The 22,552-nt window shown below is 64.4% G+C and carries 20 protein-coding genes and 1 pseudogene; 18 read left to right on the top strand and 3 right to left on the bottom strand.

Translation table 11 applies throughout. The features are described from left to right. Positions 1–85 precede the first annotated feature (85 nt). The 11 genes and pseudogenes from ACUXVA_RS04735 (at position 86) to phoB (ending at position 10,449) form a co-directional block, all read left to right on the top strand. Positions 86–1,483, top strand: a complete 1,398-nt coding sequence (locus ACUXVA_RS04735; RefSeq protein WP_445491069.1) for an OmpA family protein — start codon at positions 86–88, stop codon at positions 1,481–1,483. A gap of 2 nt (positions 1,484–1,485) precedes the next feature. Next, positions 1,486–1,782 carry a hypothetical protein gene (locus tag ACUXVA_RS04730; RefSeq protein ID WP_265081310.1) on the top strand — a complete coding sequence of 99 codons (297 nt, stop codon included), beginning with the start codon at positions 1,486–1,488 and terminating at the stop codon, positions 1,780–1,782. A gap of 29 nt (positions 1,783–1,811) precedes the next feature. After that, positions 1,812–2,313, top strand: a pseudogene (locus ACUXVA_RS04725) (DinB family protein). A 283-nt stretch (positions 2,314–2,596) separates the two neighbouring features. Then, the gene (locus ACUXVA_RS04720) at positions 2,597–3,652 is read left to right on the top strand and encodes a lysylphosphatidylglycerol synthase domain-containing protein (protein WP_265081311.1); all 1,056 of its coding nucleotides are present in this window, start codon (positions 2,597–2,599) and stop codon (positions 3,650–3,652) included. A 34-nt stretch (positions 3,653–3,686) separates the two neighbouring features. Then, complete coding sequence (locus ACUXVA_RS04715; protein WP_445491066.1) at positions 3,687–4,985, top strand: ATP-binding protein; 1,299 nt, start codon at positions 3,687–3,689, stop codon at positions 4,983–4,985. A gap of 139 nt (positions 4,986–5,124) precedes the next feature. Beyond that, entirely contained in the window at positions 5,125–6,135 is a 1,011-nt protein-coding gene (gene pstS, locus ACUXVA_RS04710; protein WP_265081313.1) for a phosphate ABC transporter substrate-binding protein PstS, read from the top strand. Positions 6,136–6,323: 188 nt separating this feature from the next. Continuing rightward, on the top strand, positions 6,324–7,322 hold the full coding sequence (gene pstC, locus ACUXVA_RS04705; RefSeq protein ID WP_265081314.1) for a phosphate ABC transporter permease subunit PstC: 999 nt from the start codon (positions 6,324–6,326) through the stop codon (positions 7,320–7,322). Between the two features lies 1 nt (position 7,323). Next, a complete protein-coding gene (pstA, locus tag ACUXVA_RS04700) occupies positions 7,324–8,169 on the top strand; it encodes a phosphate ABC transporter permease PstA (protein WP_265081315.1) in 846 nt (281 codons plus the stop codon). After that, a complete protein-coding gene (pstB, locus tag ACUXVA_RS04695; protein WP_265081316.1) occupies positions 8,166–8,990 on the top strand; it encodes a phosphate ABC transporter ATP-binding protein PstB in 825 nt (274 codons plus the stop codon). Before pstA ends, pstB begins: the two co-directional genes overlap by 4 nt. A gap of 25 nt (positions 8,991–9,015) precedes the next feature. Next, positions 9,016–9,732 (top strand): phosphate signaling complex protein PhoU, encoded by a 717-nt coding sequence (phoU, locus tag ACUXVA_RS04690; protein WP_265081317.1) that lies wholly within the window; start codon positions 9,016–9,018, stop codon positions 9,730–9,732. A 12-nt stretch (positions 9,733–9,744) separates the two neighbouring features. Then, positions 9,745–10,449 (top strand): phosphate regulon transcriptional regulator PhoB, encoded by a 705-nt coding sequence (gene phoB, locus ACUXVA_RS04685; RefSeq protein WP_265081318.1) that lies wholly within the window; start codon positions 9,745–9,747, stop codon positions 10,447–10,449. 166 nt (positions 10,450–10,615) lie between these two features. Here the strand turns inward: phoB and ACUXVA_RS04680 are convergent, their stop codons facing one another. After that, on the bottom strand, positions 10,616–11,125 hold the full coding sequence (locus ACUXVA_RS04680; protein WP_265081319.1) for a GcrA family cell cycle regulator: 510 nt from the start codon (positions 11,123–11,125) through the stop codon (positions 10,616–10,618). A 513-nt stretch (positions 11,126–11,638) separates the two neighbouring features. Between ACUXVA_RS04680 and ACUXVA_RS04675 the strand changes: the two genes are divergently transcribed. The 3 genes from ACUXVA_RS04675 to ACUXVA_RS04665 all read left to right on the top strand — a co-directional run bounded on the left by ACUXVA_RS04675 (position 11,639) and on the right by ACUXVA_RS04665 (position 15,135). After that, on the top strand, positions 11,639–12,856 hold the full coding sequence (locus ACUXVA_RS04675) for an aspartate aminotransferase family protein (protein ID WP_445491061.1): 1,218 nt from the start codon (positions 11,639–11,641) through the stop codon (positions 12,854–12,856). Beyond that, complete coding sequence (argF, locus tag ACUXVA_RS04670; protein ID WP_265081320.1) at positions 12,853–13,779, top strand: ornithine carbamoyltransferase; 927 nt, start codon at positions 12,853–12,855, stop codon at positions 13,777–13,779. Before ACUXVA_RS04675 ends, argF begins: the two co-directional genes overlap by 4 nt. 351 nt (positions 13,780–14,130) lie before the next feature. Next, positions 14,131–15,135 (top strand): Hsp33 family molecular chaperone, encoded by a 1,005-nt coding sequence (locus ACUXVA_RS04665; protein ID WP_445491059.1) that lies wholly within the window; start codon positions 14,131–14,133, stop codon positions 15,133–15,135. 1,004 nt (positions 15,136–16,139) lie between these two features. Here ACUXVA_RS04665 and apaG read toward each other — a convergent pair. After that, complete coding sequence (gene apaG / locus ACUXVA_RS04660; protein ID WP_265081322.1) at positions 16,140–16,532, bottom strand: Co2+/Mg2+ efflux protein ApaG; 393 nt, start codon at positions 16,530–16,532, stop codon at positions 16,140–16,142. A 230-nt stretch (positions 16,533–16,762) separates the two neighbouring features. Here apaG and ACUXVA_RS04655 point away from each other — a divergent pair, with 230 nt between their 5' ends. The 4 genes from ACUXVA_RS04655 (at position 16,763) to ACUXVA_RS04640 (ending at position 21,921) form a co-directional block, all read left to right on the top strand. Beyond that, positions 16,763–18,022 (top strand): OpgC domain-containing protein, encoded by a 1,260-nt coding sequence (locus ACUXVA_RS04655; RefSeq protein ID WP_445491057.1) that lies wholly within the window; start codon positions 16,763–16,765, stop codon positions 18,020–18,022. Positions 18,023–18,042: 20 nt separating this feature from the next. Next, positions 18,043–18,774 (top strand): SGNH/GDSL hydrolase family protein, encoded by a 732-nt coding sequence (locus ACUXVA_RS04650; RefSeq protein ID WP_445491055.1) that lies wholly within the window; start codon positions 18,043–18,045, stop codon positions 18,772–18,774. Further along, positions 18,774–19,733, top strand: a complete 960-nt coding sequence (locus ACUXVA_RS04645; RefSeq protein WP_413776430.1) for an SGNH/GDSL hydrolase family protein — start codon at positions 18,774–18,776, stop codon at positions 19,731–19,733. The genes ACUXVA_RS04650 and ACUXVA_RS04645 overlap by 1 nt, the downstream gene beginning before the upstream one ends. A gap of 166 nt (positions 19,734–19,899) precedes the next feature. Further along, complete coding sequence (locus ACUXVA_RS04640) at positions 19,900–21,921, top strand: methyl-accepting chemotaxis protein (protein ID WP_265081325.1); 2,022 nt, start codon at positions 19,900–19,902, stop codon at positions 21,919–21,921. Positions 21,922–22,069: 148 nt separating this feature from the next. Here ACUXVA_RS04640 and ACUXVA_RS04635 read toward each other — a convergent pair whose 3' ends face one another. Beyond that, positions 22,070–22,465, bottom strand: a complete 396-nt coding sequence (locus ACUXVA_RS04635; RefSeq protein ID WP_265081326.1) for a DUF3175 domain-containing protein — start codon at positions 22,463–22,465, stop codon at positions 22,070–22,072. Between the last annotated feature and the right edge of the window lie 87 nt (positions 22,466–22,552).

Here is a 22,552-nt window from a genome sequence, read left to right as displayed (position 1 = left end):
GGGCATTGGCCAAGGCGCCATTTCCAGTTTGACAGTCCCGCAAGGGTTTGTTTTCACTTTGTTTCCAGACCCCGCAGGACGTCGAATGCACGGATTTTACAGGTGGAGCAACAAATGGTGGCCTGGAATCATTCCCCTTGCCCTGCTTTGGGCGCTTGCGGGCTGGAACTCAACCCAGCCGTTGGAAGCTGACCTCGCCGCCCGTAGCAATCAGGCCCTGAAGAACACTGTACTCGACAAGACCCGCATTTCGGTAGCCGGTCGTGACGTCAGCTTCGCGGCCCAGGCGTTTTCCGAGGAAGGCCGGCGCAGCGCGGTCGCCTCGGTGGAGGCCGCGCCCGGGGTCCGACTGGTCAATGACGAGACCCGGCTGGTCGCCGAGGCCAAGCCGTTCGTCTGGGTCGCCGAACGCGACAATGTCCGGGTGACGCTGTGGGGCACGGCGCCGCTGCCGGCCAGCAAGGCGCGCATCCTGGAAGCGGCGCGGGCAGCGCTGAACGGCACCGAAGTTTCCGACCGCATGGGCATGGCACGCGGCGCGCCTGCGCGCTTCGATGCCGCGGCCCTGCTGCTGGTCGATCAGATGTCCAAGCTGAAGGAGGGCAAGATCGTTCTCTCCGACATCGGCGTCAGCCTGTCCGGCATGGCCCGCGACCTCGGCGGCCGCGAAGCCATCGCTGCGGCGCTGAAGAACCTGCCCGAGGGTTTTGTCGTAGCCAGCAACGAGGTCAAGGCGCCGCCCTATATCTTCCAGGCCAACAAGGACCCGGTGGCCGTAACCCTGACCCTGAGCGGCTACGTGCCGGACAACAATGCCCATGCCGCGCTGGCGGCGGCGGCCGGCCGCAAGTTTCCCAACGAAAAAATCGTCGACAACCTTAAGGCCAGCATCGGCGCGCCGTCCGGATTCACCGCGGCGGTGACGTCGGCGCTGGGTGCGCTGTCGCGGCTGTCGACCGGCACGCTGGTGGTGTCCGACCGCGAAATCAAGCTGTCGGGCGATGCGCTCTATGAGGCGGCGGCCGGGCAGATCCGCGCCGGCCTGACCCGCGAGTTGCCGTTGGGCTGGACCAGCAAGCCGGAAATCTCGGTCAAGCCGGCGGCCGCGCCGGTGGATGCCACCGTCTGCCAGCAGTTGTTCGCGCAGAACCTGACAAAGGGGCGGATCCGCTTCGAAAGTTCGAGCGCCTCGATTAACGCGGATTCGGCCGGCCTGCTCGATCGCCTGGTCGAGACGGCGATGCGCTGTCCCTCCACCAATGTGGAAATCGTCGGGCACACCGACCGCAGCGGCGCCGAGGAGTTCAATCAGGAGCTGTCGGAAAAGCGTGCTCAGGCGGTGGCGGATTATCTGGTCAAGGCCGGCTTGCCGGCGGATCGCTTCACCGCGGTCGGCTATGGCAGCGCGCTGCCCATCGCCTCCAATGACACCGATGAGGGCAAGGCGCAGAATCGGCGGATCGAATTCGTGGTGAGGCCATAACGATGCTCTATCTCGCAACATTTCTGTGGGGCTGGCTGCTCGGCGCGTTCCTGCTCGGGCTCGGCATGGGCTGGATCGCGGTGGTTCGGCGCGGCAAGACGGTGTCGCGGGCGCTGGCGCAGAAGCTGGCGGCGCTGACGGTGGTGCTGATCGGCGTGTCGCTGGCGAAACTACTGCCCGGCCGGTTCGGCTACTGGCTCGATCTCGGCCTGGCGCTGTTCGCCTTCTACCTGGTGGGCTGTGCCATCGGCTCAAAGCTGCGCGACTGGGTGGTGTCGCGACCGGCCAAGGTCGTGTGATGACGGCGGAGCTGAGTGACGCGATGTCGCTGACCGCCCATTACCGCATGTTCGGCCATTACAATGCCTGGGCCAATGAGCGGGTCTACGACGCCGCAGCGGCACTCAGCGCCGAACAATACCGCGCCGACCGCGGCGCGTTCTTCAAGTCGGTGCATGGCACGCTCAACCATCTGCTGGCCACCGACCGGATCTGGATGAAGCGGTTTACCGGCGAGGGCGAGGTGCCCGACCGGCTCGACGCCATCCTCTATGACAGCTTCGCGGAACTGCGGGCCGCACGGCAGGCCGAAGACGTCCGCATCAAAGCCTATGTGGACGGGCTGGACGCGCAACGCATCGCCGGAACCATCAGCTATCGCCGGGTGTCCTCGCCGGAGGCATTCGTACAGCAGACTGGCTCCCGCGCTGGCGCACTGGTTCAACCACCAGACCCATCATCGCGGCCAGGTCCACGCGCTGCTGAGCGGGCTCACCGGCGCGGCGCCGGAGCTGGATCTGCTGTTTTTCCAGCGTCAGGCAGCGGTGTAGCGGCCTTTGCGCTCGCCAATGCGGCATTGTGGTCTGCGCGGTCACCGCAATGCTGTCATTTTGCCGCAGCGGTGCCGGAAAATTGCGCCTCTGGTTTGTTGGACGCGAGCTAATATATTGACGCTGCGACTCTTTTATTCACCTCCGCCGAATTCCTCTTTTTCGTAAAACACGCTACGAGATTGTCTTCGCGGTCATCCGGCGATGACCCTGGAGACACGAGACGGCGGTGACGCCGAGGCTGCTGACTGCCCCTGGTCGTCAAATCGCATTCGAGGTTGAGATGCTGGAAGCAATACGCAGGGCGGTCTCGTTTCTGCGCGAGAAGCAAATCCTGCGCAAACTCGGTGTGCTGATCAGTGTCGCGGTCATCGCGTTCGCCTGTTACATGCTCTACCATAAGTTGCGCAACATCGACGGCCACAAGGTCTACGAGGCCATGATGGCGACCGAGCCGCGGCTGATCGGGCTGGCGGCGTTGTCGGTGGCGGCCGGCTATTTCACCCTGACCTTCTACGACTGGTTTGCGGTTCGGGCGATCGGGCGCCGCGACGTGCCCTACCGCGTCAATGCGCTGGCGGCCTTCGCCAGCTATTCCATCGGCCACAATGTCGGCGCCAGCGTCTTCACCGGCGGCGCGGTGCGCTATCGCATCTATTCGGCATGGGGCCTCAACGCCATCGACGTCGCCAAGATCTGCTTTCTGGCCGGCCTCACCTTCTGGCTCGGCAACGCCGCGGTGCTCGGCATGGGCATCGCCTATCATCCGGAAGCGGCATCGGCGATCGACCATCTGCCGCCATGGCTCAACCGGATCGTGGCGTTCGGCATTCTGGCGGGGCTCGCCGGCTACGTTGCCTGGGTGTGGGTCAAACCGCGCTGCGTCGGCCGTGGTCACTGGTCGGTGGAGCTGCCCGGCGGCCCGCTGACCCTGCTGCAGATCGTCATCGGCATCGTCGATCTCGGCTTCTGCGCGCTGGCCATGTATATGCTGGTGCCGGAAGAGCCCAATCTCGGCTTCGTCGTGGTGGCGGTCATTTTCGTGTCGGCGACGCTGCTCGGCTTCGCCAGCCATTCGCCGGGCGGGCTCGGCGTGTTCGACGCCGCCATGCTGGTCGGCCTGTGGCAGATGGACAAGGAAGAGCTGCTGGCCGGCATGCTGCTGTTTCGCGTGCTGTATTATCTGGCGCCATTCTTCATCTCTGTAATCTTGCTGACGTGTCGGGAGATTATCGTGGGCGCGCAATCCAAGAAGATTCGCGAGATGGCGGCGGCGCTCGAGGTTGAAGCCCAATCCGATCGCCGCCATCTCAAGGAACAGGGCGGCTCCGGCGCCTGATCGTCAAATCCGGAGCAGGGAGACGTTCCGCCAAATGGCTGTTGAAGCTTCCTCCCCAACCATGTTCTCGCCATGGCCCGACCGGCTGCGCCATTCCGCCATCATCCTGCTCTCGGCGGGGCTGGCGCTGGTCGCGCTGGTGGTGTTCGGCGAGCTGTCGCCGACCCGCGCCGGCATCGTGTTCGCCTGCATTGCCGCGTCCGCGCTGGTGCCGTGGCGGCTGCACGATGCGGTCGCGTCGCGCGAGGAAGTGCTCGGCGTCAATCCGGTGGAAGCCCCGGCGGTCCGTGCGATCATCGCCGGCATGCCGGATCCCGCAGTGCTGCTCGACCGGGCCGGCCGCGTCATCCACCTCAATACGGCCGCCGCCCAGCTTGCCCCGGCGCTGCGCAAGAACGAACTGGCGCAGTTCGCGCTGCGCTCCCCGGAGATCATCACCGCACTGCGCGAGGCCATCGCCAGCACCGAGCCGCGCCGCGCCACCTATCTCGATCACGTCCCGGTCGATCGCTGGATGGAATTGATCGTGACGCCGCTGTCGGTGCCGACCGCCTTCGGCGGCGCCGACACCTGCATGCTGATGACCTTCCACGACCAGACGCCGCTGCGCCGGGTCGAGGAAATGCGCGCAGATTTCGTTGCCAATGCCAGCCACGAGCTGCGCACGCCGCTGGCGGCGCTGTCCGGCTTCATCGACACCTTGCAGGGGCCGGCGAAAGACGATGCCAAGGCCCGCGAGCGCTTCCTCGGCATCATGCACACCCAGGCCACGCGAATGGCGCGGCTGATCGACGACCTGTTGTCGCTGTCGCGGGTCGAACTCTCGGCCCATGTCCGGCCGGATACGCTGGTCGACCTGCTGCCGATCATCCGCCAGGTCGGTGACGGGCTGGAGCCGCTGGCCGCCGAACGCAGCGTCCGCATCGAGATGGATCTGCCGGGCGACCCCGTCATGATCGCCGGCGACCGCGAGGAGCTGCTGCGGCTGTTCGAGAACCTGATCGAGAATGCGCTGAAATACGGTGCGTCCGGCGGCCAGGTGCTGGTCTCCGTGGCGCCGTCGACATCGCCCGAGGGGGCGCCGGAGATGCGGGTCGCGGTGCGTGATTTCGGTCCCGGCATCGCGCCGGAACATCTGCCTCGGCTCACCGAACGGTTCTACCGGGTCGACGTCGGCGACAGCCGTGCGCAGGGCGGCACCGGGCTCGGATTATCTCTGGTGAAACATATTCTTAACCGTCATCGCGGCCGGCTTTTGATCGAAAGCGTGCCGAAGAATGGCGCCACTTTTACGGCCGCTTTTCCCCAGGTGAAGACTCCCTCTACGCCATAAATTGACGCAATTTCAAAGGGTTGGCGCTGTCATCCAACTGTCACTGAACCATCATAAAAGGTCAGTCGACCAGCCCTAAACGGGCGGCGTGAGCAAGATCGGGCGCGTCCGGCGCCTAGCTCAGCAGATGGAGACCATCATGAAATTCCTCAAGGCAATCGTCGTTGCCGGCCTGGTGGCCGCATCGACGTCGGCATTCGCTGCCGACATCACCGGTGCGGGCGCGACCTTCCCGTTCCCAATCTATTCGAAGTGGGCTGACGCCTACAAGAAAGAGACCGGCAACGGCCTCAACTACCAGTCGATCGGCTCCGGCGCCGGCATCAAGCAGATCCAGGCCAAGACCGTGACCTTCGGCGCCACCGACGCGCCGCTCAAGGCCGACGCGCTCGAGAAGGACGGCCTCGTCCAGTGGCCGATGGTGATGGGCGCGATCGTCCCCGTCGTGAACCTCGAAGGCATCAAGTCGGGCGAGCTGGTTCTGTCCGGCGAGCTGCTGGCCGACATCTATCTCGGCAAGGTCAACAAGTGGGACGACGCTGCGATCGTCAAGCTGAACCCGAAGCTGAAGCTGCCCTCGGCCGCCATCACCGTGGTTCGTCGTTCGGACGGTTCGGGCACCACCTTCAACTTCACCGATTACCTCGCCAAGGCCTCCGCCGACTGGAAGACCAAGGTCGGTTCGGGCACCGCCGTCGAATGGCCGGTTGGCGTTGGCGCCAAGGGTAATGAAGGCGTTGCCGGCAACATCAGCCAGACCAAGAACGCGATCGGCTACGTCGAATACGCTTACGCCAAGCAGAACAAGCTGACCTATGCCGCGCTGATCAACAAGGCCGGCAAGACCGTGCAGCCGACCATCGCTGCCTTCCAGGCTGCCGCGTCGAACGCCGACTGGGCCAAGGCTCCCGGCTACTACGTGATCCTCACCGACCAGCCCGGCGAAGCTTCCTGGCCGATCACTGCCGCGACCTTCATCCTGATGCACAAGACCCCCGCGGACAAGGCTGCCTCTGCCGAAGCCGTCAAGTTCTTCAAGTGGGCGTTCGAGAAGGGCGACAAGATGGCCGAAGAGCTCGACTACATCCCGATGCCCGAGCCCGTGGTCAAGCTGATCGAGAAGACCTGGTCGGCTGATATCAAGAGCTGAGCTGAACTCGACGTTCCGGGGCGCGAGCAGATTACTGCGAGCGACCCCGGAACCTCAAGATGCTCAGAACATTTCGGGCTTCCCCGCCACTCCAATCGGGGTGGCTGGGGCCTGCGCCATCCGGCTTCGCCGGCTGTCGCATCCCGGAATGACAGTTAGACTGGCGTAACAACAGACAGGGGAATGGCGTGGCAGATATGGCTGTTCAGAGTTCATCGATGGAAGCTGCTGGACCTTACGACCGCGCCAAGGCCCTGAGCGCCTTCAAGTTTGGCGATGTCGCCTTCTACTGGGCGACGCGGGCCTGCGCGATGTCGGTGCTGCTGATCCTCGGCGGCATCATCCTGTCGCTCATTGCCGGCGCCTGGCCGGCGATGAAGGAATACGGCTTTGCCTTCCTGTGGACCGCGCGCTGGGCGCCGTCCGCCGATCCGCCGGTGCTCGGCGCGCTTGGCCCGATCTACGGCACGCTGATCACCTCGGTCATTGCCATGGCGATTGCCATCCCGGTCGGCCTCGGCATCGCGATCTTCCTCACCGAGCTGTGCCCGCAGTGGCTGCGCCGCCCGATCGGCATGGCCGTCGAGCTGCTCGCCGGCATTCCCTCGATCATCTACGGCATGTGGGGCTTCTTCGTGCTCGGCCCGTTCCTGGCCAACCACGTGCAACCCTTCATGATCAACACGTTCGAAGGCGTGCCGGTCCTCGGCACCATTTTCGCCGGTCCGCCGTCCTATCTCAGCCTGTTCAACGCCGCTTTGATCCTCGCCATCATGGTGCTTCCGTTCATCACCTCGATTTCGGTGGACGTGTTCAAGACCGTGCCGCCGGTGCTCAAGGAGGCCGCCTACGGCGTCGGCTGCACCACCTGGGAAGTCGTCCGCAACGTCGTCATCCCCTACACCCGCGTCGGCGTGATCGGCGGCGTTATGCTGGCGCTCGGCCGCGCCCTCGGCGAGACCATGGCGGTGACCTTCATCATCGGCAACTCGTTCAAGATCTCCGGTTCGGTGTTCGGGCCCGGCACTACTATTTCGGCGGCGATCGCCAGCGAATTCGCCGAAAGCGACGGGTTGCATCAGTCAGGCCTGATCCTGCTTGGCCTGCTGCTGTTCGTGCTGACGTTCTTCGTGCTGTCGGGCGCGCGCCTGATGCTGATGCGGCTTGAGAAGAAGGCGGGCAACTAACATGAACCCGATTTACGCCCACCGCCGGCGGATCGACATGACGATCCGTACGCTGTGCTTCGCCGCCGCCCTGTTCGGCGTCAGCTGGCTGGCGATGATCCTGTTCACGCTGTTCACCAACGGCCTCGCCGGCATCAGCGTGCAGATCTTCACCCAGAACACGCCGCCGCCCGGCTCGACGGAAGGCGGCCTGCTCAACGCCATCGTCGGCTCGATCATCATGACGGTGATCGGCGTCGGCATCGGCGCGCCGCTCGGCCTGCTGGCCGGCACCTATCTCGCCGAATACGGCAAGAACGACCGGCTCACCGACGTGATCCGCTTCATCAACGACATCCTGCTGTCGGCGCCGTCGATCATCATCGGCCTGTTCGTCTATGGCGCGGTGGTGGTGCCGATGGGCGGCTTCTCGGCCTTCGCCGGTGCGCTGGCGCTGGCGGTGATCGTCATCCCCGTGGTGGTGCGCACCACCGAGGACATGCTCGGCCTGGTGCCCAACCCACTGCGCGAGGCGGCCTCGGCGCTCGGCCTGCCGCGCTCGCTGGTGATCCGCCGCATCGCCTATCGTGCGGCCCGCGCCGGCCTCATCACCGGCGTACTGCTGGCGACGGCCCGCGTCGCCGGCGAAACGGCACCGCTGCTGTTCACCGCGCTGAGCAACCAGTTCTTCAGCCTGGATCTCACCAAGACCATGGCCAACCTGCCTGTGACCATCAACAACTTCGTGCAAAGCCCCTACGAATACTGGAAGCAGCTCGCCTGGAGCGGCGCCCTGATCATTACCTTGACCGTACTTGCCCTGAACATTGGTGCACGCATTCTCGGCGCCGAGAGGACAACCAAATGAGTGAGCTTTCGATTTCCACCAGCGTTCCCGGCGTTGCAGTGCCGCCCTCGGCGGTGCAGGGCGACGAGCGGCCCAAGGTCAGCGTGCGCGACCTCAATTTCTATTACGGCGAGCATCACGCGCTGAAGCATATCAACCTCAACCTGATCGCCAACAAGGTCACGGCCTTCATCGGCCCGTCGGGCTGCGGCAAGTCGACCCTGCTGCGCATCTTCAACCGCATGTACGACCTCTACCCCGGCCAGCGCGCCGAGGGCCAGGTCATGCTCGACAGCCAGAACGTGCTCGACCCCAAGCTCGACCTCAATCTGCTGCGCGCCCGGGTCGGCATGGTGTTCCAGAAGCCGACCCCGTTCCCGATGACCATCTACGAGAACATCGCCTTCGGCGTGCGCCTGTACGAGAAGATCTCCAAGTCGGAGATGGACGGCCGGGTCGAGAAGGCGCTGCGCGGCGGCGCGCTGTGGAACGAGGTCAAGGACAAGCTCAACGCCTCCGGGCTCAGCCTGTCCGGCGGCCAGCAGCAGCGCCTGTGCATCGCCCGCACCATCGCGGTGCGGCCGGAAGTGATCCTCTTCGACGAGCCGTGTTCGGCGCTGGATCCGATCTCGACGGCGAAGATCGAGGAGCTGATCGACGAGATGAAGGACGAGTACACCATCGCCATCGTCACGCACAACATGCAGCAGGCCGCGCGCGTCTCCGACTCCACGGCCTTCATGTATCTCGGCGAGCTGATCGAGTTCGGTCCCACGAACAAGATCTTTACGTCGCCGACCGATCGTCGCACCCAGGATTACATCACTGGCCGTTTCGGCTGACGCGCATCGCGCGAGAGGATTGATTATGGCTTTTGAACATACGACGAAGGCATTCGACGGCGACCTGCAGGAACTGACCCGGCTCGTCGCCGAGATGGGCGGACTGGCGGAGCGCCAGATCACCGATTCCGTCGACGCGCTGGTCCGGCGCGACGTCGAACTCGGCTTGCGCGTGGTCGCCGCCGATCAGGAAATCGACCAGATGCAGCGCGACATCGAGGAGCGCGCGGTGCTGACCATTGCCCGGCGCCAGCCGATGGCGGTCGACCTGCGCGAGATCGTCGGTGCGATGCGCGTCGCCACCGACGTCGAGCGCATCGGCGACCTCGCCAAGAACATCGGCAAGCGCGTCAACGCGCTCGACAGCGATTTCCATCCGCTGAAGCTGATCCGCGGCCTCGAGCACATGACCAATCTGGTGCAGTCGCAGGTCAAGGCCGTGCTCGACGCCTATGCCGCGCACGATCTGCCCGCAGCAATGGCGGTGTGGAAGGGCGACGAGGAGATCGACGCGATCTGCACCTCGCTGTTCCGCGAGCTGCTGACCTACATGATGGAAGACCCGCGCAACATCTCGTTCTGCATCCATCTGATGTTCTGCGCCAAAAACATCGAGCGGATCGGCGATCACGCCACCAATATCGCCGAGACCGTGTTCTACATGATCGAGGGCCAGCAGATCCTCGATAAGCGCCCCAAGGGCGACATGACCAACTTCGCCACTGCTCCCGGCAATACGTAAGGTACACCGCATATGAACGCACGCATTCTGGTGGTTGAGGACGAAGAAGCGCTGACCACGCTGCTGCGTTACAACCTCGACGCCGAAGGCTATGACGTCGAGACGGTGGCGCGCGGCGATGACGCCGATACGAGGCTGAAGGAAAGCGTGCCCGACCTGGTGGTGCTGGACTGGATGCTGCCCGGCCTGTCCGGCATCGAGCTGTGCCGAAGGCTGCGGGCGCGGCCCGAGACCAAGGCGTTGCCGATCATCATGCTCACCGCGCGCGGCGAAGAGAGCGAACGCGTTCGCGGTCTCGCCACCGGCGCCGACGACTACATCGTCAAGCCGTTCTCGGTGCCGGAGCTGCTGGCGCGGGTGAAGGGGCTGTTGCGCCGTGCATCGCCCGAGCGCCTTGCCACCGTGCTGGCGTTCGGCGACATCGAACTCGACCGCGACAAGCGCCGCGTCGCGCGTTCCGGCCGACCGATCGATCTCGGTCCGACCGAATACCGGCTGCTCGAATTCTTTCTGGAGCATCCCGGCCGGGTGTTCAGCCGCGAGCAGTTGCTCGACAGCGTCTGGGGGCGCGATATCTACATCGACGAGCGCACCGTGGACGTTCACATCGGCCGCTTGCGCAAGCTGCTCAATCCCGGCGGCGAGCAGGACCCGATCCGCACCGTCCGCGGCGCCGGCTACGCGCTGGATGACCGCTTCGACAAGGCGGCGGAGTAGTTTCTTCGGAGATTTTCGGTGTTCCCCGGACGCGGTGCACTGCGCCGCGTGAGCGGCGTGGTGCGCCGCAGATCCGGGGTCCCGGTTGTTTGCTGGAAAGAAGAAATCGGGATCCCGGATCTGCGGAGCGGCATAAAGGATGCCGCACCGCGTCCGGGAAACCAGACTACCTGATCGGCTTCGGTGCCTGCCGACGGCGGTCGCTTGCCGGCTGGTAGGCGATGCGCGAGTGGTGCGCGCAATAGGGCAGGCTCTGCAGGGCCTTGCCGCCGCAGAAGTAGAATTCCGGATTGCTGGGATCGCCGATCGGCCAGTGGCAGGTCGCCTCGTTGAGCTGCAGCAGGCTCAGCCGCTGCGCCATCGGCACCACATTGTCATAGGTGACCGGATCCGGCTCGACTTCGACTTCGAAGGCGTGGGCCAGCGCGGTGTTGCCGCGGGCCACCGGACGCGTAACCCGCATCATGTGCTGGGCCGGACGCGCCTTGCGCGGACGCGGCGCCGCCGAGGTCGGGCTCTTGGCACGGCCGGACAGGCCGAGGCGGTGGACTTTGCCGATAACCGCGTTGCGCGTCACATTGCCGAGCTCTGCGGCGATCTGGCTGGCCGACAGGCCGCCTTCCCAGAGCTTCTTCAGTTGCTCGACGCGATCGTCGGTCCAGGTTATTACCGTCATCGCACTCTTCCCTTCGTGTCGCGCCGGCCGATGTCAGGCAGCGCAGCGACTCCAGCGTCACAAAAATCCCTGCAGTCCGAATCCCTTAGCGCTCGCCGGGCGCAAAAATTGCGACCGGACGTTTACGCCGAACACTGGACCGTAGTGGAACACAATCGCGCACGATATGTCGTACCCGATAGATCAGAAGCTACAATATGCCGTGACTCTGGCGCAAGAGTCAGGCATCGCGCGTCCACATCCTTGTGCTTGCAAAACAGAGAAATCGGTTTTTTGTGCGATTCTGTCATCAGGGAAACGCACCCGGACTCCAATAGTTGCCTCGATCGTCGGGGCCGTCACCGGAATACTACGGGGTTTCCGCGGTGCGCCGAGGTTGACAGCCACCGCCGTCACCATAGAATAATGCCCACGTGCCGCCTGGAAAGGCGGCACGTTTCGTTTCCGGGGTAGGTTGTCCGATCTCGCACAGGCGCGTTCGCCCAGTCACCCGAAGTTCCGATCGGATTGGTTATGACCAAGAGCGCAAGCACGTCTCATTTGCTGCCGGTATTTGCCAGGGCGGATCTCGCCTTCACCTCGGGCGAGGGCGTCTGGCTGACCGCGATCAACGGCGAGCGCTATCTCGACTTCACCAGCGGCGTCGCGGTGAATTCGCTCGGTCACTGCCATCCGCATCTGGTCGCCGCCCTGCAGGAGCAGGCCACCAAGCTCTGGCACATGTCGAACCTGTTCAAGAGCCCGGACGGCGAGCGTCTCGCCGCGCGTCTGTGCGAAGAGAGCTTTTCCGACTACGTGTTCTTCGCCAATTCCGGCGCCGAGGCGATGGAATGCGCGATCAAGATGGCGCGCCACTATCATTTCTCCAAGGGCCAGCCCGAGCGAACCCGCATCATCACGTTTGAAGGCGCGTTCCACGGCCGTACCCTCGGAACGCTCGCCGCCACCGGCGCTGCAAAATATCTCGAAGGCTACGGCAAGCCGCTCGAGGGTTTCGACCAGATGCCGTTCGGCGACATCGAGGCCGTCAAGAAGGCCGTCGGTCCCAACACCGCCGCCATCCTGATCGAGCCGCTGCAAGGCGAAGGTGGCGTCCGCGCGCCGTCGCATGCGTTCGTCCGGGCATTGCGCGAGCTTTGCGACGAGAGCGGCATCCTGCTGATCTTCGACGAGGTGCAGACCGGCATGGGCCGCACCGGGTCGCTGTTCGCCCATCAGCGATTTGGCGTCACGCCGGACATCATGTCGCTGGCCAAGGCGCTCGGCGGCGGCTTTCCGATCGGCGCCTGCCTGGCCACCGCGGAAGCTGCGGCCGGCATGGCACCGGGCTCACACGGCTCCACCTTCGGCGGCAATCCGCTGGCGGTGGCTGCGGCCAATGCGGTGATGGACGTGATGCTGAAGCCGGGCTTCTTCGATCATGTCAACCGGATGTCGCTGCTGTTCAAGCAGAAGCTGGCGTCGGCGGTCGATAGCTTCCCCTCGGTGATTTCCGAAGTGCGCGGCGAAGGCCTGCTCATCGGCCTCAAGGCGGTGGTGCCGTCGGGCGATCTGGTGGCAGCTTTGCGTGACGCAAAACTGCTGACGGTCGGCGCCGGCGAAAACGTGGTGCGCTTCCTGCCGCCGCTGATCGTCAACGAGGCTGAAATCGAGGAGGCCATCCAGCGCCTCGAGACCGCCTGTGTCGCGCTGTCACCGTCTGCCGCGCAGCAGCAGGGAGCCGCGTCATGACCAAAGCGCTGCGGCATTTCCTCGACCTCAACGAGGTGCCCACCACGGAACTGCGAAAGATTCTCGATGCCAGCGTTGCCATCAAGGCGAAGCTGAAGAGCAGCGACAAGCGTGACCGGCCGCTCGAGAACAAGACCCTGGCGATGATCTTCGAGAAGCCCTCGACCCGCACCCGTGTGTCGTTCGAGGTCGGCATGCGTCAGCTCGGCGGCGAGGTGGTGATGCTGACCGGCGCGGAAATGCAGCTCGGCCGCGGCGAGACCATCGCCGACACCGCGCGCGTGCTGTCGCGCTTCGTCGACATCATCATGATCCGCATCCTCAGCCATGACTCGCTGCTTGAGTTGGCCGAATTTGCCACCGTGCCGGTGATCAACGGCCTGACCCGGAAGTCGCACCCCTGCCAGGTGATGGCCGACGTCATGACCTTCGAGGAGCATCGCGGGCCGATCAAGGGCCGCACCATCGCCTGGACCGGCGACGACAACAACGTGCTGATGTCGTGGGCGCACGCGGCGGAGCGCTTCCAGTTCAGGCTCAACGTGGCGACGCCGCCGGAGCTCGCGCCGAAGAAGCCGTTCCGCGACTGGATCAAGGCGACCAACGCGCCGATCGTGCTCGGCACCGATCCCGACGCCGCGGTGCGCGACGCCGACTGCGTGGTCACCGACACCTGGTTCTCGATGGGCGACAAGGACGGCGAGACCCGCCACAACCTGCTGAAGCCCTACCAGGTCAATGCACGGCTGATGGGCCTGGCGAAGCCCGATGCCATCTTCATGCACTGCTTACCGGCGCATCGCGGCGACGAGGTCACCGACGAGGTGATCGACGGCCCGCAGTCGGTGGTGTTCGACGAAGCCGAAAACCGCCTCCACGCCCAGAAGGGCATCCTGGCCTGGTGCCTCAACGCGGTGGCGTAAGGCGAAGCTACAGCCGATCTAGTTGTTTGCCGGTGCGGTTCTATCGTCCCCTCTCCCCCGCGCGCGGCGCAGCCGCGCGAAGGTGGGAGAGGGTGGCATAGGCGGCCTTCGGCCGCCGTTTTTCGAAATAACGCCGATGCGAAGCATCGGCTATACGAAGTCCGCGACGGGAGAGGGGGCGACGCCGCACACTCTGCAGAAGCGGCCCCCTCTCCCGGCCGCGCTGGCGCGCGTCCACCCTCTCCCGCCTGCGCAGCTGCGCTGCTTGGGGGAGAGGGGAAGGAAGAGACGCGCCACTTTTTCCCGCCGCAAAACCTTTCGATCCGGCCCCATCGCCCCCAAATAGGCTCCATGACCTCACAATCCCCCGAATCCCGAATCCTCGTTGATCCCCCCGTCCGAGCGCCTTCCGCGGTGCCGATCGATGACGCGGTGCTGCCGTTCGAGGTGTCGCCGCTCGATCTGCGCGGCCGGCTGACCAGGCTCGGCCCCGCGCTCGACGAGTTGCTCGACAAGCACGATTACCCCGCACCGGTCGCAAAGCTGCTCGGCGAGGCGATCGTGCTGACCACGCTGCTTGGTTCCGCACTGAAATTCGACGGCCGCTTCATCCTGCAGACCCAGACCGATGGTCCGGTGTCGCTGATGATCGTCGACTTCCAGGCGCCGGATCGCATCCGCGCCTATGCGCGCTTCGATGCCGAGAAACTGGTGCCCGGCCTCACCACCGGGCAATTGCTCGGTAAAGGCCACATGGCGATGACCGTCGACCAGGGGCCGGATATGAGCCGCTATCAGGGCCTGGTGGCGCTCGACGGCGGCAACCTCGAAGACGCCGCACACGAATATTTTGCGCGCTCGGAGCAGATCCCGACCCGCGTGCGGCTCGCCGTCGGCGAGGAATGGCGGACCGGCGAGAACGGACCGATGCATCGCTGGCGCGCCGGCGGCATGCTGCTGCAGTTCCTGCCGAAGGCGCCGGAGCGCGCGCAGCGCGATATCTCCGGTGGCGATGCGCCGGAGGGCGTCGAGCTCGACGTGCCGCCGGAGGATGACGCCTGGCTGGAAGGCCAGTCGTTGATCGCGACGGTGGAAGATATCGAGCTGATCGATCCCGACCTGTCGGGCGAGCGGCTGCTGTTCCGCCTGTTCAACGAGCGCGGCGTCCGCGTGTTCTCGTCGCTGCCGCTGCGGGCGAAGTGCTCGTGCTCGCGCGAGGCGGTGTCGGCGATGCTCAACAACTTCGCGCCGCAGGACCGCGCCGACATGGTCAAGGACGACAAGGTCGTGGTGACCTGCGAGTTCTGCAGCTCGGTCTACGAGTTCACCCCCGCCGAGGCCGGCGTCGAGTCGTAGTCGCCGCCATCCGGAAGCGCCATCCGCCGTTGTCGCCGGGACGGGCCGGAGCCCTTGTTCCCGTGGAGGCGACCTTCGTTTCCCGGGCGCGCAGCATCGCCGACAGTGCTGCTGAGCAGACCCGGGACCCGGATTCTTGGTGTCACCAAGCTGGGCCTCGGATCTGCGGTGCGCCACGCCGTGCTTGCGCGGCGCAGTGCACCGCGTCCGGGGAACGGCCCGAACTCGAATTGCGATATTTTTTCCTAACATCCTCTTGACGATCATCAGTGTAGGTTTATAATCCAGTGCATCCTGTCCCACCGAGAGGGGCGTATCGCGTCGTCACGGACGCGGGAGGGGATGCGGTGGACGCGGCAGCGTCAGGCGCGGAATTCGGTTCAGGGCTCGCCAGAATGGCCAGTGAGAACCGGAGGAAGCGCAGACGACAGCGCTGGCGCGGACGGCAAAAGCGTGAGGTCTCGATGCCCCGCGTGGCATCAAGCCCCTCCGGAGAGCCCTGGCCTACCGGGCAGGGACACATCCTCAGGAGGGCGCGACGGCGACGAAAAACCGGGTCGGCCGCCGGAGAGCAATGCCATAAGCCGTTAACACCATCGCGCGCGGAACGCCGGATCAGTCCGGTGTGACCGTGGCAAGCCTTGTGCGCTTTCTATCACTGCGCACAAGCCCATGGGTGCATCGGGCACCCGGCGTTCCGCGCGCCTTCTCGCTTCGGGAAGGCGGGAATGCAGCACACCCCGGACGCGCCAGCGTCGCGGGACTGCGAACATATGGCTGTTTGACAATTGAATCTGAGAGCAGAGCGGTCTCGTGTCCCGGGCGCGCTGCAGCGAAGGCGATGCGCAGCATCGCCGCCACGTTGCGGCGCAGAACTGGGACCGTCCGAGGCGCCGGCGTTCGTGACGGCCCCGGATCTGCGGCGCACCACGTCGCCAAAAGGCGGCGCGCTGCACCGCGTCCGGGGCACGTGAGCCCGGAGCGTTGCACTGCATCCGGAGACGCTAATTCAGCACGCGCTTGTGGTCGGGGCTGTCGAGGGAGAAGGCGGGGACGTCGATTTCGAACGGCTCGCCGGTGTCGGTGACCATCTGGTAGCTGCCGGCCATGAAGCCGGAGGCCGTCGGCAGCGGCACGCCGGAGGTGTATTCGAAGCGTTCGCCGGGGGCGAGCACCGGCTGTTCGCCGACCACGCCCTCGCCGCGCACCTCTTCCATCCGCCCGGCGGCGTCGGTGATGACCCAGTGCCGGGTCTTCAACTGCACGGTTTCGGCGCCGGAATTGGTGATCACCACGGTGTAGGACCAGAAAAAACGGTGCTTTTCCGCCGACGAACGTTCCGGCTGGAAGTTCGGCTCGACGGTGACTTCGATCTGGCGGGTCACGGCGCGATACATGGCATGTCATCGTCCAAAATGCGGTCCAATCATAGCGAAAACCGCGCGACGGTCCAAATCGGCGGTTGGGACGGCAATGATCGACGTTTCAACATAGTTCCACGCTACCGCTCGCTGCGGCGACTTGGCTCCGGGCCGCGCCACGGCCGCAATTTTCTTGCAACTCACGGGCCGATCCCCTCTGTCTAGGGGGCCGACCCCACGATTCCCGATTGTCCGAGCGCCGCCGAATGAGCACCGTCGTCGATCACATCACCGGCCCGCCGCGACCGGATGCGAGCCAGGACCGCGCCGCAGCGGCAGCGCCGGCGCTTGCAGGCGGGGCACCCCGGCCCATGCCGGTCGCGGCCGGCGAACGCGAGCTGCGCCTCGACCTGTTTCGCGGGCTGGCGCTGTGGCTGATCTTCATCGATCACCTGCCGCCGAACATCCTGACCTGGTTCACCATCCGCAACTACGGCTTCAGCGACGCCACCGAGATTTTTATCTTCATCTCCGGCTACACGGCAGCATTCGTCTATGGCCGCGCCATGCTGGAGCAGGGCGTGCTGGTGGCCAGCGCGCGCATCCTGAAGCGGGTCTGGCAGATCTATGTCGCCCACGTCTTCCTGTTCACGATCTTCCTCGCCGAGATTTCCTACGTGGCGACCAGCTTCGAGAACCCGCTTTATTCCGAAGAAATGGGCATCCTCGATTTCCTCAAGCAGCCCGACGTGACTATCGTCCAGGCGCTGTTGCTGAAATTTCGTCCGGTGAACATGGACGTGTTGCCGTTATACATTGTGCTGATGCTGTTTCTGCCGCCGATCCTTTGGCTGATGCTGCGCCGTGCGGACCTCACGCTGGCGTTGTCCGTGGCGCTTTATGCAATCACCTGGGAGTTCGACCTGTACCTGTCGGCCTATCCGAACGGCGTCTGGGCGTTCAATCCCTACGCCTGGCAATTGCTGTTCGTGTTCGGGGCCTGGTGCGCGCTCGGCGGCGCCAAACGCATGCAGCACTTGCTGAAGTCGCCCATTACCATGTGGATTTCGGTGGCCTATCTGCTGGCGGCATTCTGGGTGACGCTGACCTGGTACATTCCGCAATTCCATCACCTGCTGCCGAAGTTGATCGAGCAGTGGATGTATCCGATCAACAAGACCGATCTCGATGTGTTGCGCTTTGCGCATTTCCTTGCGCTCGCAGCCATCACCGTGCGCTTCCTGCACAAGGACTGGCCCGGTCTGAAATCGCGATGGTTGCGGCCGATGATCATGTGCGGCCAGCACTCGCTGGAGATCTTCTGCCTCGGCGTGTTTCTGGCTTTCGCCGGCCACTTCGTGCTGGCGGAAGTCGCCGGTGGGGCCGGGATGCACTTTGCCATCAGTATTTCCGGCATCCTCATCATGTGCGGCGCAGCCTGGCTGCTTTCATGGTACAAGCGGATGGAAAAGAGCGGACCGCGCACGAAAAGTGCCGACGCGGATTTTGCGGGAGGGGGATCATGAAGACCATTGTGGTCCTCACGATGCTGGCCGGCCTGTTGGTCGTGGCGCCGGCGCGGGCGGACGATCCGCCGGCTTGCGAGGTGCCGGCCTATCTGCTGACCAGCGAGAGCACGCTGCCGAGGGTGGCCGCAGCGGTCAAGCCTGGCGGTAAACTCAACATTCTGGTCATAGGCAGCCGCTCCTCGGTCATCGGCGTAGCCGACTCCTCGATCGCCTATCCCGGCCGCCTGCAGGCAATCCTGCGCGAGAAGTTGCCGACCGTCGAGGTCAATGTCAGCCTGGAGCTGCAGGTCAAGAAAACCGCGGAGGAAGTGGCGCCTTCGCTCGGCAAGCTGGTCGCGGACAAGAAGCCGGACCTGGTGATCTGGCAGACAGGTACCGTCGATGCGATGCGCTCGGTGGATGCCGACGACTTCCGGGGGGCGATCGATGACGGCGTTGCGGCGATGCGAAGCGCCGGCACCGACGTGATTTTAATGAATCTCCAGTATAGTCCGCGTACTGAGACGATGATTTCGCCTTCGGCCTACATAGATAACATGCGTGTGGTGGCGCAGCAGCACGACGTACCGCTGTTCGATCGCTTTGCTATCATGCGAAACTGGAATGAAACGGGAGATTTCGATCTGTTCAGCGCCTCGCCGGGCGTCGAACTTGCCAAGCGCGTGCACGATTGCCTTGCCCGCGCATTGTCGACCTTCGTGATCGATGCTGCCCACGTCAATCCAGCAGAATTGAGGATTCAGCGTTAATGAGTTTCCAATCGTCGCTTTCTCGCCTTGCGGTCCTGACTGTCATTGCATCCGTGTTTGCATTTCCATTGCTGCCGCGACGCCTGCATGCGGAGCCCGCTGACGCGATGGGTGTCAGCACACCGCCCGGTCCTGCCGTGGCCGCGGCCGATGCCTCCACCGACAAGAAGAGCCTCACCAGCAAGACCATCGACAAGGTCAAGGAAGTCGCGAAATCCGCCAGCGACATCTTCGCCCGCGTGCCCTGCCTGCCGCCGAAGGGCGGCGCCAAGGCGATGGGCTCGCTGCCGCATGTGGCGGCCAAGCTGGCGGCTGGCGAACCGGTTGTGATCGTTGCCTTCGGATCGTCGTCGACGGAAGGCTACGGCTCGACGGCGCCGGAATTTACCTATCCGAACCGGCTGGCGGCGCAATTGCATCGTGCCTATCCCGGCGCCGGTATCACCGTGCTCAACCGCGGCAAGGGCGGCGAGGACGCGCCTGAGATGATGGCCCGGCTGCAGAACGAGGTGATCAACTCGAAGCCCGATCTGGTGATCTGGCAGGTCGGTACCAATGCGGTGCTGCGCAACCTCGACCCCGGCGATACCGCCAAGATCGTCGAGGACGGCATCGGCAAGATCCAGGCGGCCGGCGCCGATCTGGTGCTGGTCGATCCGCAATATTCGCCGGCGGTGAATGCCAAGCCGGAAAGCACCAGCAAGATGATCAAGCTGCTGAACAAGGTCGCCGAACTGCGCCATGTCGGCATTTTCCCGCGCTTCGAGGTGATGCGGGAATGGCACGAAGGCCAGTCGATGGCGTTCGACAGCTTCGTCATCGCCGACGGCCTGCATATGAACGACTGGGGCTATGCCTGCTTCGCCCAGTTGCTTGGCGACAACATCATCAAGTCGGTCGGCCAGATCAAGCTCGGCGTCGACGCGCCGTCCAGCGTGCTGGCTAACCGGCCGATGTAACGGCGGCTCCATCGCGCCCGACGTTCCAGGCAATGCAACCTGCGGATGACAATACCGGTATTTCTTTACTCTGTTTTAGCCATTGCCACGTAGCCTGCCGCCGTCGGGTCCGCGCCTAGGCCGGAAACACGACATTTGGGAGCATACGGGGGCTATCGTGGGGTTGATGAAAGTTGTCGGGCTGAAACTGCCGTCGCTGCGGTTTCGTTCAAAGGTCACGCTGGGCTTCGCCGCGGTGCTCGGCATTTCTGCAGCCAGCATGGGCCTTGCCTATGTCGGCTTCGAGCGCGTCTCCGCCGGCGTCGTGTCGTATCGCAACAGCGTCGCCGAGTCCGGATTTGCCCGCAACATCGACCGCGAACTGACCTCCTATCAGGCGCTGACGCGCTACTATGTGATCACCGGCAAGGAGGACGACGCCAAGGCAGCGCTGGCCGCCGAAGCCAAACTCCGCGACGCCATCGAGCAGTCGATGAAAGTCACGACCAGCTCCGCGCGCCTGAACCAGATCACGCGGCTGGCGCGTGATTTCAAGATGTTCACCAAGATCTTCGCTGACATCGTCGTCGTCAAGAACGAGAACGACAAGATCGCCTCGAACCAGATCTCGCGCATGAACCTGCAGTTGCGCTCGAAGCTGGACGATCTCGGCGACACTGCAACGCTGGCGGGGTTGTCGTCGGTCCAGGACACCGTGAAGGATATCGCCAGCCAGTTCGTGGTGGCGTCGTCGCTGATGAACAACTTCATTGCAAGGGCGGACGACAAGGTGTCGAGCGCGGCCTTTGCCCGCGTCAAGTTTCTCGAAAATTCCTTCGCGACGGTGTTCGCCAACAATCAACAGATCAATGAGAAGGTGAAGACCCTCACCGGCGATCTGAAAGTCTACCGCGAAGCCTTCACCAAGTTCGTTGAGAACACCAAGGTCGTCGACAAGCTCGTGGTCGAGATGGCCGAAGCCACCGCGGCGATCACCGAGGCATCGACAGCGATGAAGACCGATCTGCTGTCCGACCAGCAGCGTCTGGAATCCGAATCCGATGCCACCATCCACGAGACCGAGCGCCAGGTGGCGATCCTCGCGCTCGGCGGCTTCATTCTCGGCGCCGTGGTGGCTGGCCTGCTCGGCCGGGGCATCTCCAAGCCGATGACCGCCATGTGCGCGGCGATGCGCAAGCTCGCGGCCGGCGATTTCGAAGTCGTGCTGCCCGGCCTCGGGCGCAAGGACGAACTCGGCGACATGGCTTCCGCAGTGGAAGAATTCAAGGTCGAGGCGATTGCTCGCGCCGAGCGCGACGCGGCAGAGCACGAGGTGCAGAACCGCGCGGCCGGCGCTGCCCGGCGCACCGAGCTCATTCGCTTTGCCGATGAATTCGAAAGCGCCGTGGGCGGCATCGTGGCCCAGGTGTCCTCCTCGGCCGTGCAGCTGGAAACCGCTGCCGGCACCCTGACCCGCACCGCTGAAACCACGGAGAGCCTGTCCGGCAAGGTCGCCGGCGCATCCGAGGAAGCTTCCTCGAACATGCAGTCTGTGGCCACGGCCACCGAGGAGTTGTCGCTCTCGGTCAACGAAATCGGACGTCAGGTGCGTAACTCCAGCCGCATTGCTGACAGCGCGGTGACCCAGGCCGAACAGACCGATGCGCGGATCGGCGAGTTGTCACAGGCGGCTCAGCGCATCGGCGACGTCGTCGACCTCATCACCGCCATCGCCGAGCAGACCAACCTTCTCGCGCTCAACGCGACGATCGAGGCGGCGCGGGCGGGCGATGCCGGGCGCGGCTTTGCCGTGGTCGCTGCGGAGGTCAAGTCGCTGGCCAGCCAGACAGCGAAGGCCACTGACGAGATCTCGGTGCAGATCGCCGGCATGCAGAGCGCGACCCGGGAATCGGTCACCGCGATCAAGGAGATCGGCAGCACCATCGGGCAGATCTCCAGCATCGCCTCGGAGATCGCCTCGGCGGTCGAACAGCAGAGCGCTGCCACCAGGGAAATCGCGCAGAATGTCCAGAGCGTCGCGCACGGGACCCAGCAGGTGGCGGGCAACATCACCGAGGTCAACCGCGGGGCCACGGAAACCGGCGTGGCTTCCGAGCAGGTGCTGAATTCGGCGCAAACGCTGTCGTCGGAAAGCGCGCGGCTGCGTGCCGAACTCGACCGCTTCATGCAAAACATCCGCGCGGCCTGATCTGCCAGCGTGCGAATGTCGGTACCGCGTCAATATTGTCGTCACCCGGCTTGACCGGGTGACCCAGTAAGCGGCGCCATCTGCAACTCGCGCGCGATTTCAACGTCTACTGGATCGCCCGGTCAAGCCGGCGACGACACCAGTGAACTTAGCTGGCGGCGTGTGCGTCAATCTTCCCGAACGCCTTTTTCAACTCGTTCTTGGCGCGCTCTAGCCGTTCGCGCCGGGTCTTGGGCAGCGTCTTGCCGGCGCGGTTGATGTAGAAGGTCAGCATTGACAGCGCAGAGCGGTAGGCGCCGGTCTTGCGTCGCGCGCTGCGTTCGGCCGAGCGCTTCAGCGATACGGCGATCTTCTTCGGATCGGTCAATTTGAACACGCCGTCCTTGAGGTCGAGCGCATCGCTGTGCTCGGTGACGCGCTGGGACCAGCGTTTCGGCGGGGCTGCCTTGGCCTTTCGCTTTGCCGGCGTCTTGCGTGTCGTGCTTGCACTGCGCGCCTTACCCGCTCGTCTGGCGGATTTCCGGGTGCTTGAAGGTGCAGCCATCACGAGCTCCTGCATGTAGGTTCTATCGGCAGAAACTCGCAGAATTCTGTCCCGTTCCGGTGCCGCGGCGCGGAAATGCTGGAACGG

It is taken from the genome of Rhodopseudomonas sp. RCAM05734, assembly GCF_052658035.1.
The sequence above is the reverse complement of the archived record's forward strand: the minus strand, read 5'-3'. Positions and strand labels throughout refer to the sequence as shown.

Bases quoted from the DNA above. Each gene is read 5' to 3' on its own strand.
- ACUXVA_RS04720 (WP_265081311.1), top strand. From the start codon at position 2,597: ATGCTGGAAGCAATACGCAGGGCGGTCTCGTTTCTGCGCGAGAAGCAA.
- ACUXVA_RS04645 (WP_413776430.1), top strand. From the start codon at position 18,774: ATGAGTTTCCAATCGTCGCTTTCTCGCCTTGCGGTCCTGACTGTCATT.
- argF (WP_265081320.1), top strand. From the start codon at position 12,853: ATGACCAAAGCGCTGCGGCATTTCCTCGACCTCAACGAGGTGCCCACC.
- ACUXVA_RS04655 (WP_445491057.1), top strand. From the start codon at position 16,763: ATGAGCACCGTCGTCGATCACATCACCGGCCCGCCGCGACCGGATGCG.
- phoB (WP_265081318.1), top strand. From the start codon at position 9,745: ATGAACGCACGCATTCTGGTGGTTGAGGACGAAGAAGCGCTGACCACG.
- ACUXVA_RS04640 (WP_265081325.1), top strand. From the start codon at position 19,900: ATGAAAGTTGTCGGGCTGAAACTGCCGTCGCTGCGGTTTCGTTCAAAG.
- pstS (WP_265081313.1), top strand. From the start codon at position 5,125: ATGAAATTCCTCAAGGCAATCGTCGTTGCCGGCCTGGTGGCCGCATCG.
- apaG (WP_265081322.1), bottom strand. From the start codon at position 16,532: ATGTATCGCGCCGTGACCCGCCAGATCGAAGTCACCGTCGAGCCGAAC.
- ACUXVA_RS04635 (WP_265081326.1), bottom strand. From the start codon at position 22,465: ATGGCTGCACCTTCAAGCACCCGGAAATCCGCCAGACGAGCGGGTAAG.
- pstA (WP_265081315.1), top strand. From the start codon at position 7,324: ATGAACCCGATTTACGCCCACCGCCGGCGGATCGACATGACGATCCGT.
- ACUXVA_RS04650 (WP_445491055.1), top strand. From the start codon at position 18,043: ATGCTGGCCGGCCTGTTGGTCGTGGCGCCGGCGCGGGCGGACGATCCG.
- ACUXVA_RS04730 (WP_265081310.1), top strand. From the start codon at position 1,486: ATGCTCTATCTCGCAACATTTCTGTGGGGCTGGCTGCTCGGCGCGTTC.
- ACUXVA_RS04675 (WP_445491061.1), top strand. From the start codon at position 11,639: ATGACCAAGAGCGCAAGCACGTCTCATTTGCTGCCGGTATTTGCCAGG.
- phoU (WP_265081317.1), top strand. From the start codon at position 9,016: ATGGCTTTTGAACATACGACGAAGGCATTCGACGGCGACCTGCAGGAA.
- ACUXVA_RS04665 (WP_445491059.1), top strand. From the start codon at position 14,131: ATGACCTCACAATCCCCCGAATCCCGAATCCTCGTTGATCCCCCCGTC.
- ACUXVA_RS04715 (WP_445491066.1), top strand. From the start codon at position 3,687: ATGGCTGTTGAAGCTTCCTCCCCAACCATGTTCTCGCCATGGCCCGAC.
- pstB (WP_265081316.1), top strand. From the start codon at position 8,166: ATGAGTGAGCTTTCGATTTCCACCAGCGTTCCCGGCGTTGCAGTGCCG.
- ACUXVA_RS04680 (WP_265081319.1), bottom strand. From the start codon at position 11,125: ATGACGGTAATAACCTGGACCGACGATCGCGTCGAGCAACTGAAGAAG.
- ACUXVA_RS04735 (WP_445491069.1), top strand. From the start codon at position 86: ATGCACGGATTTTACAGGTGGAGCAACAAATGGTGGCCTGGAATCATT.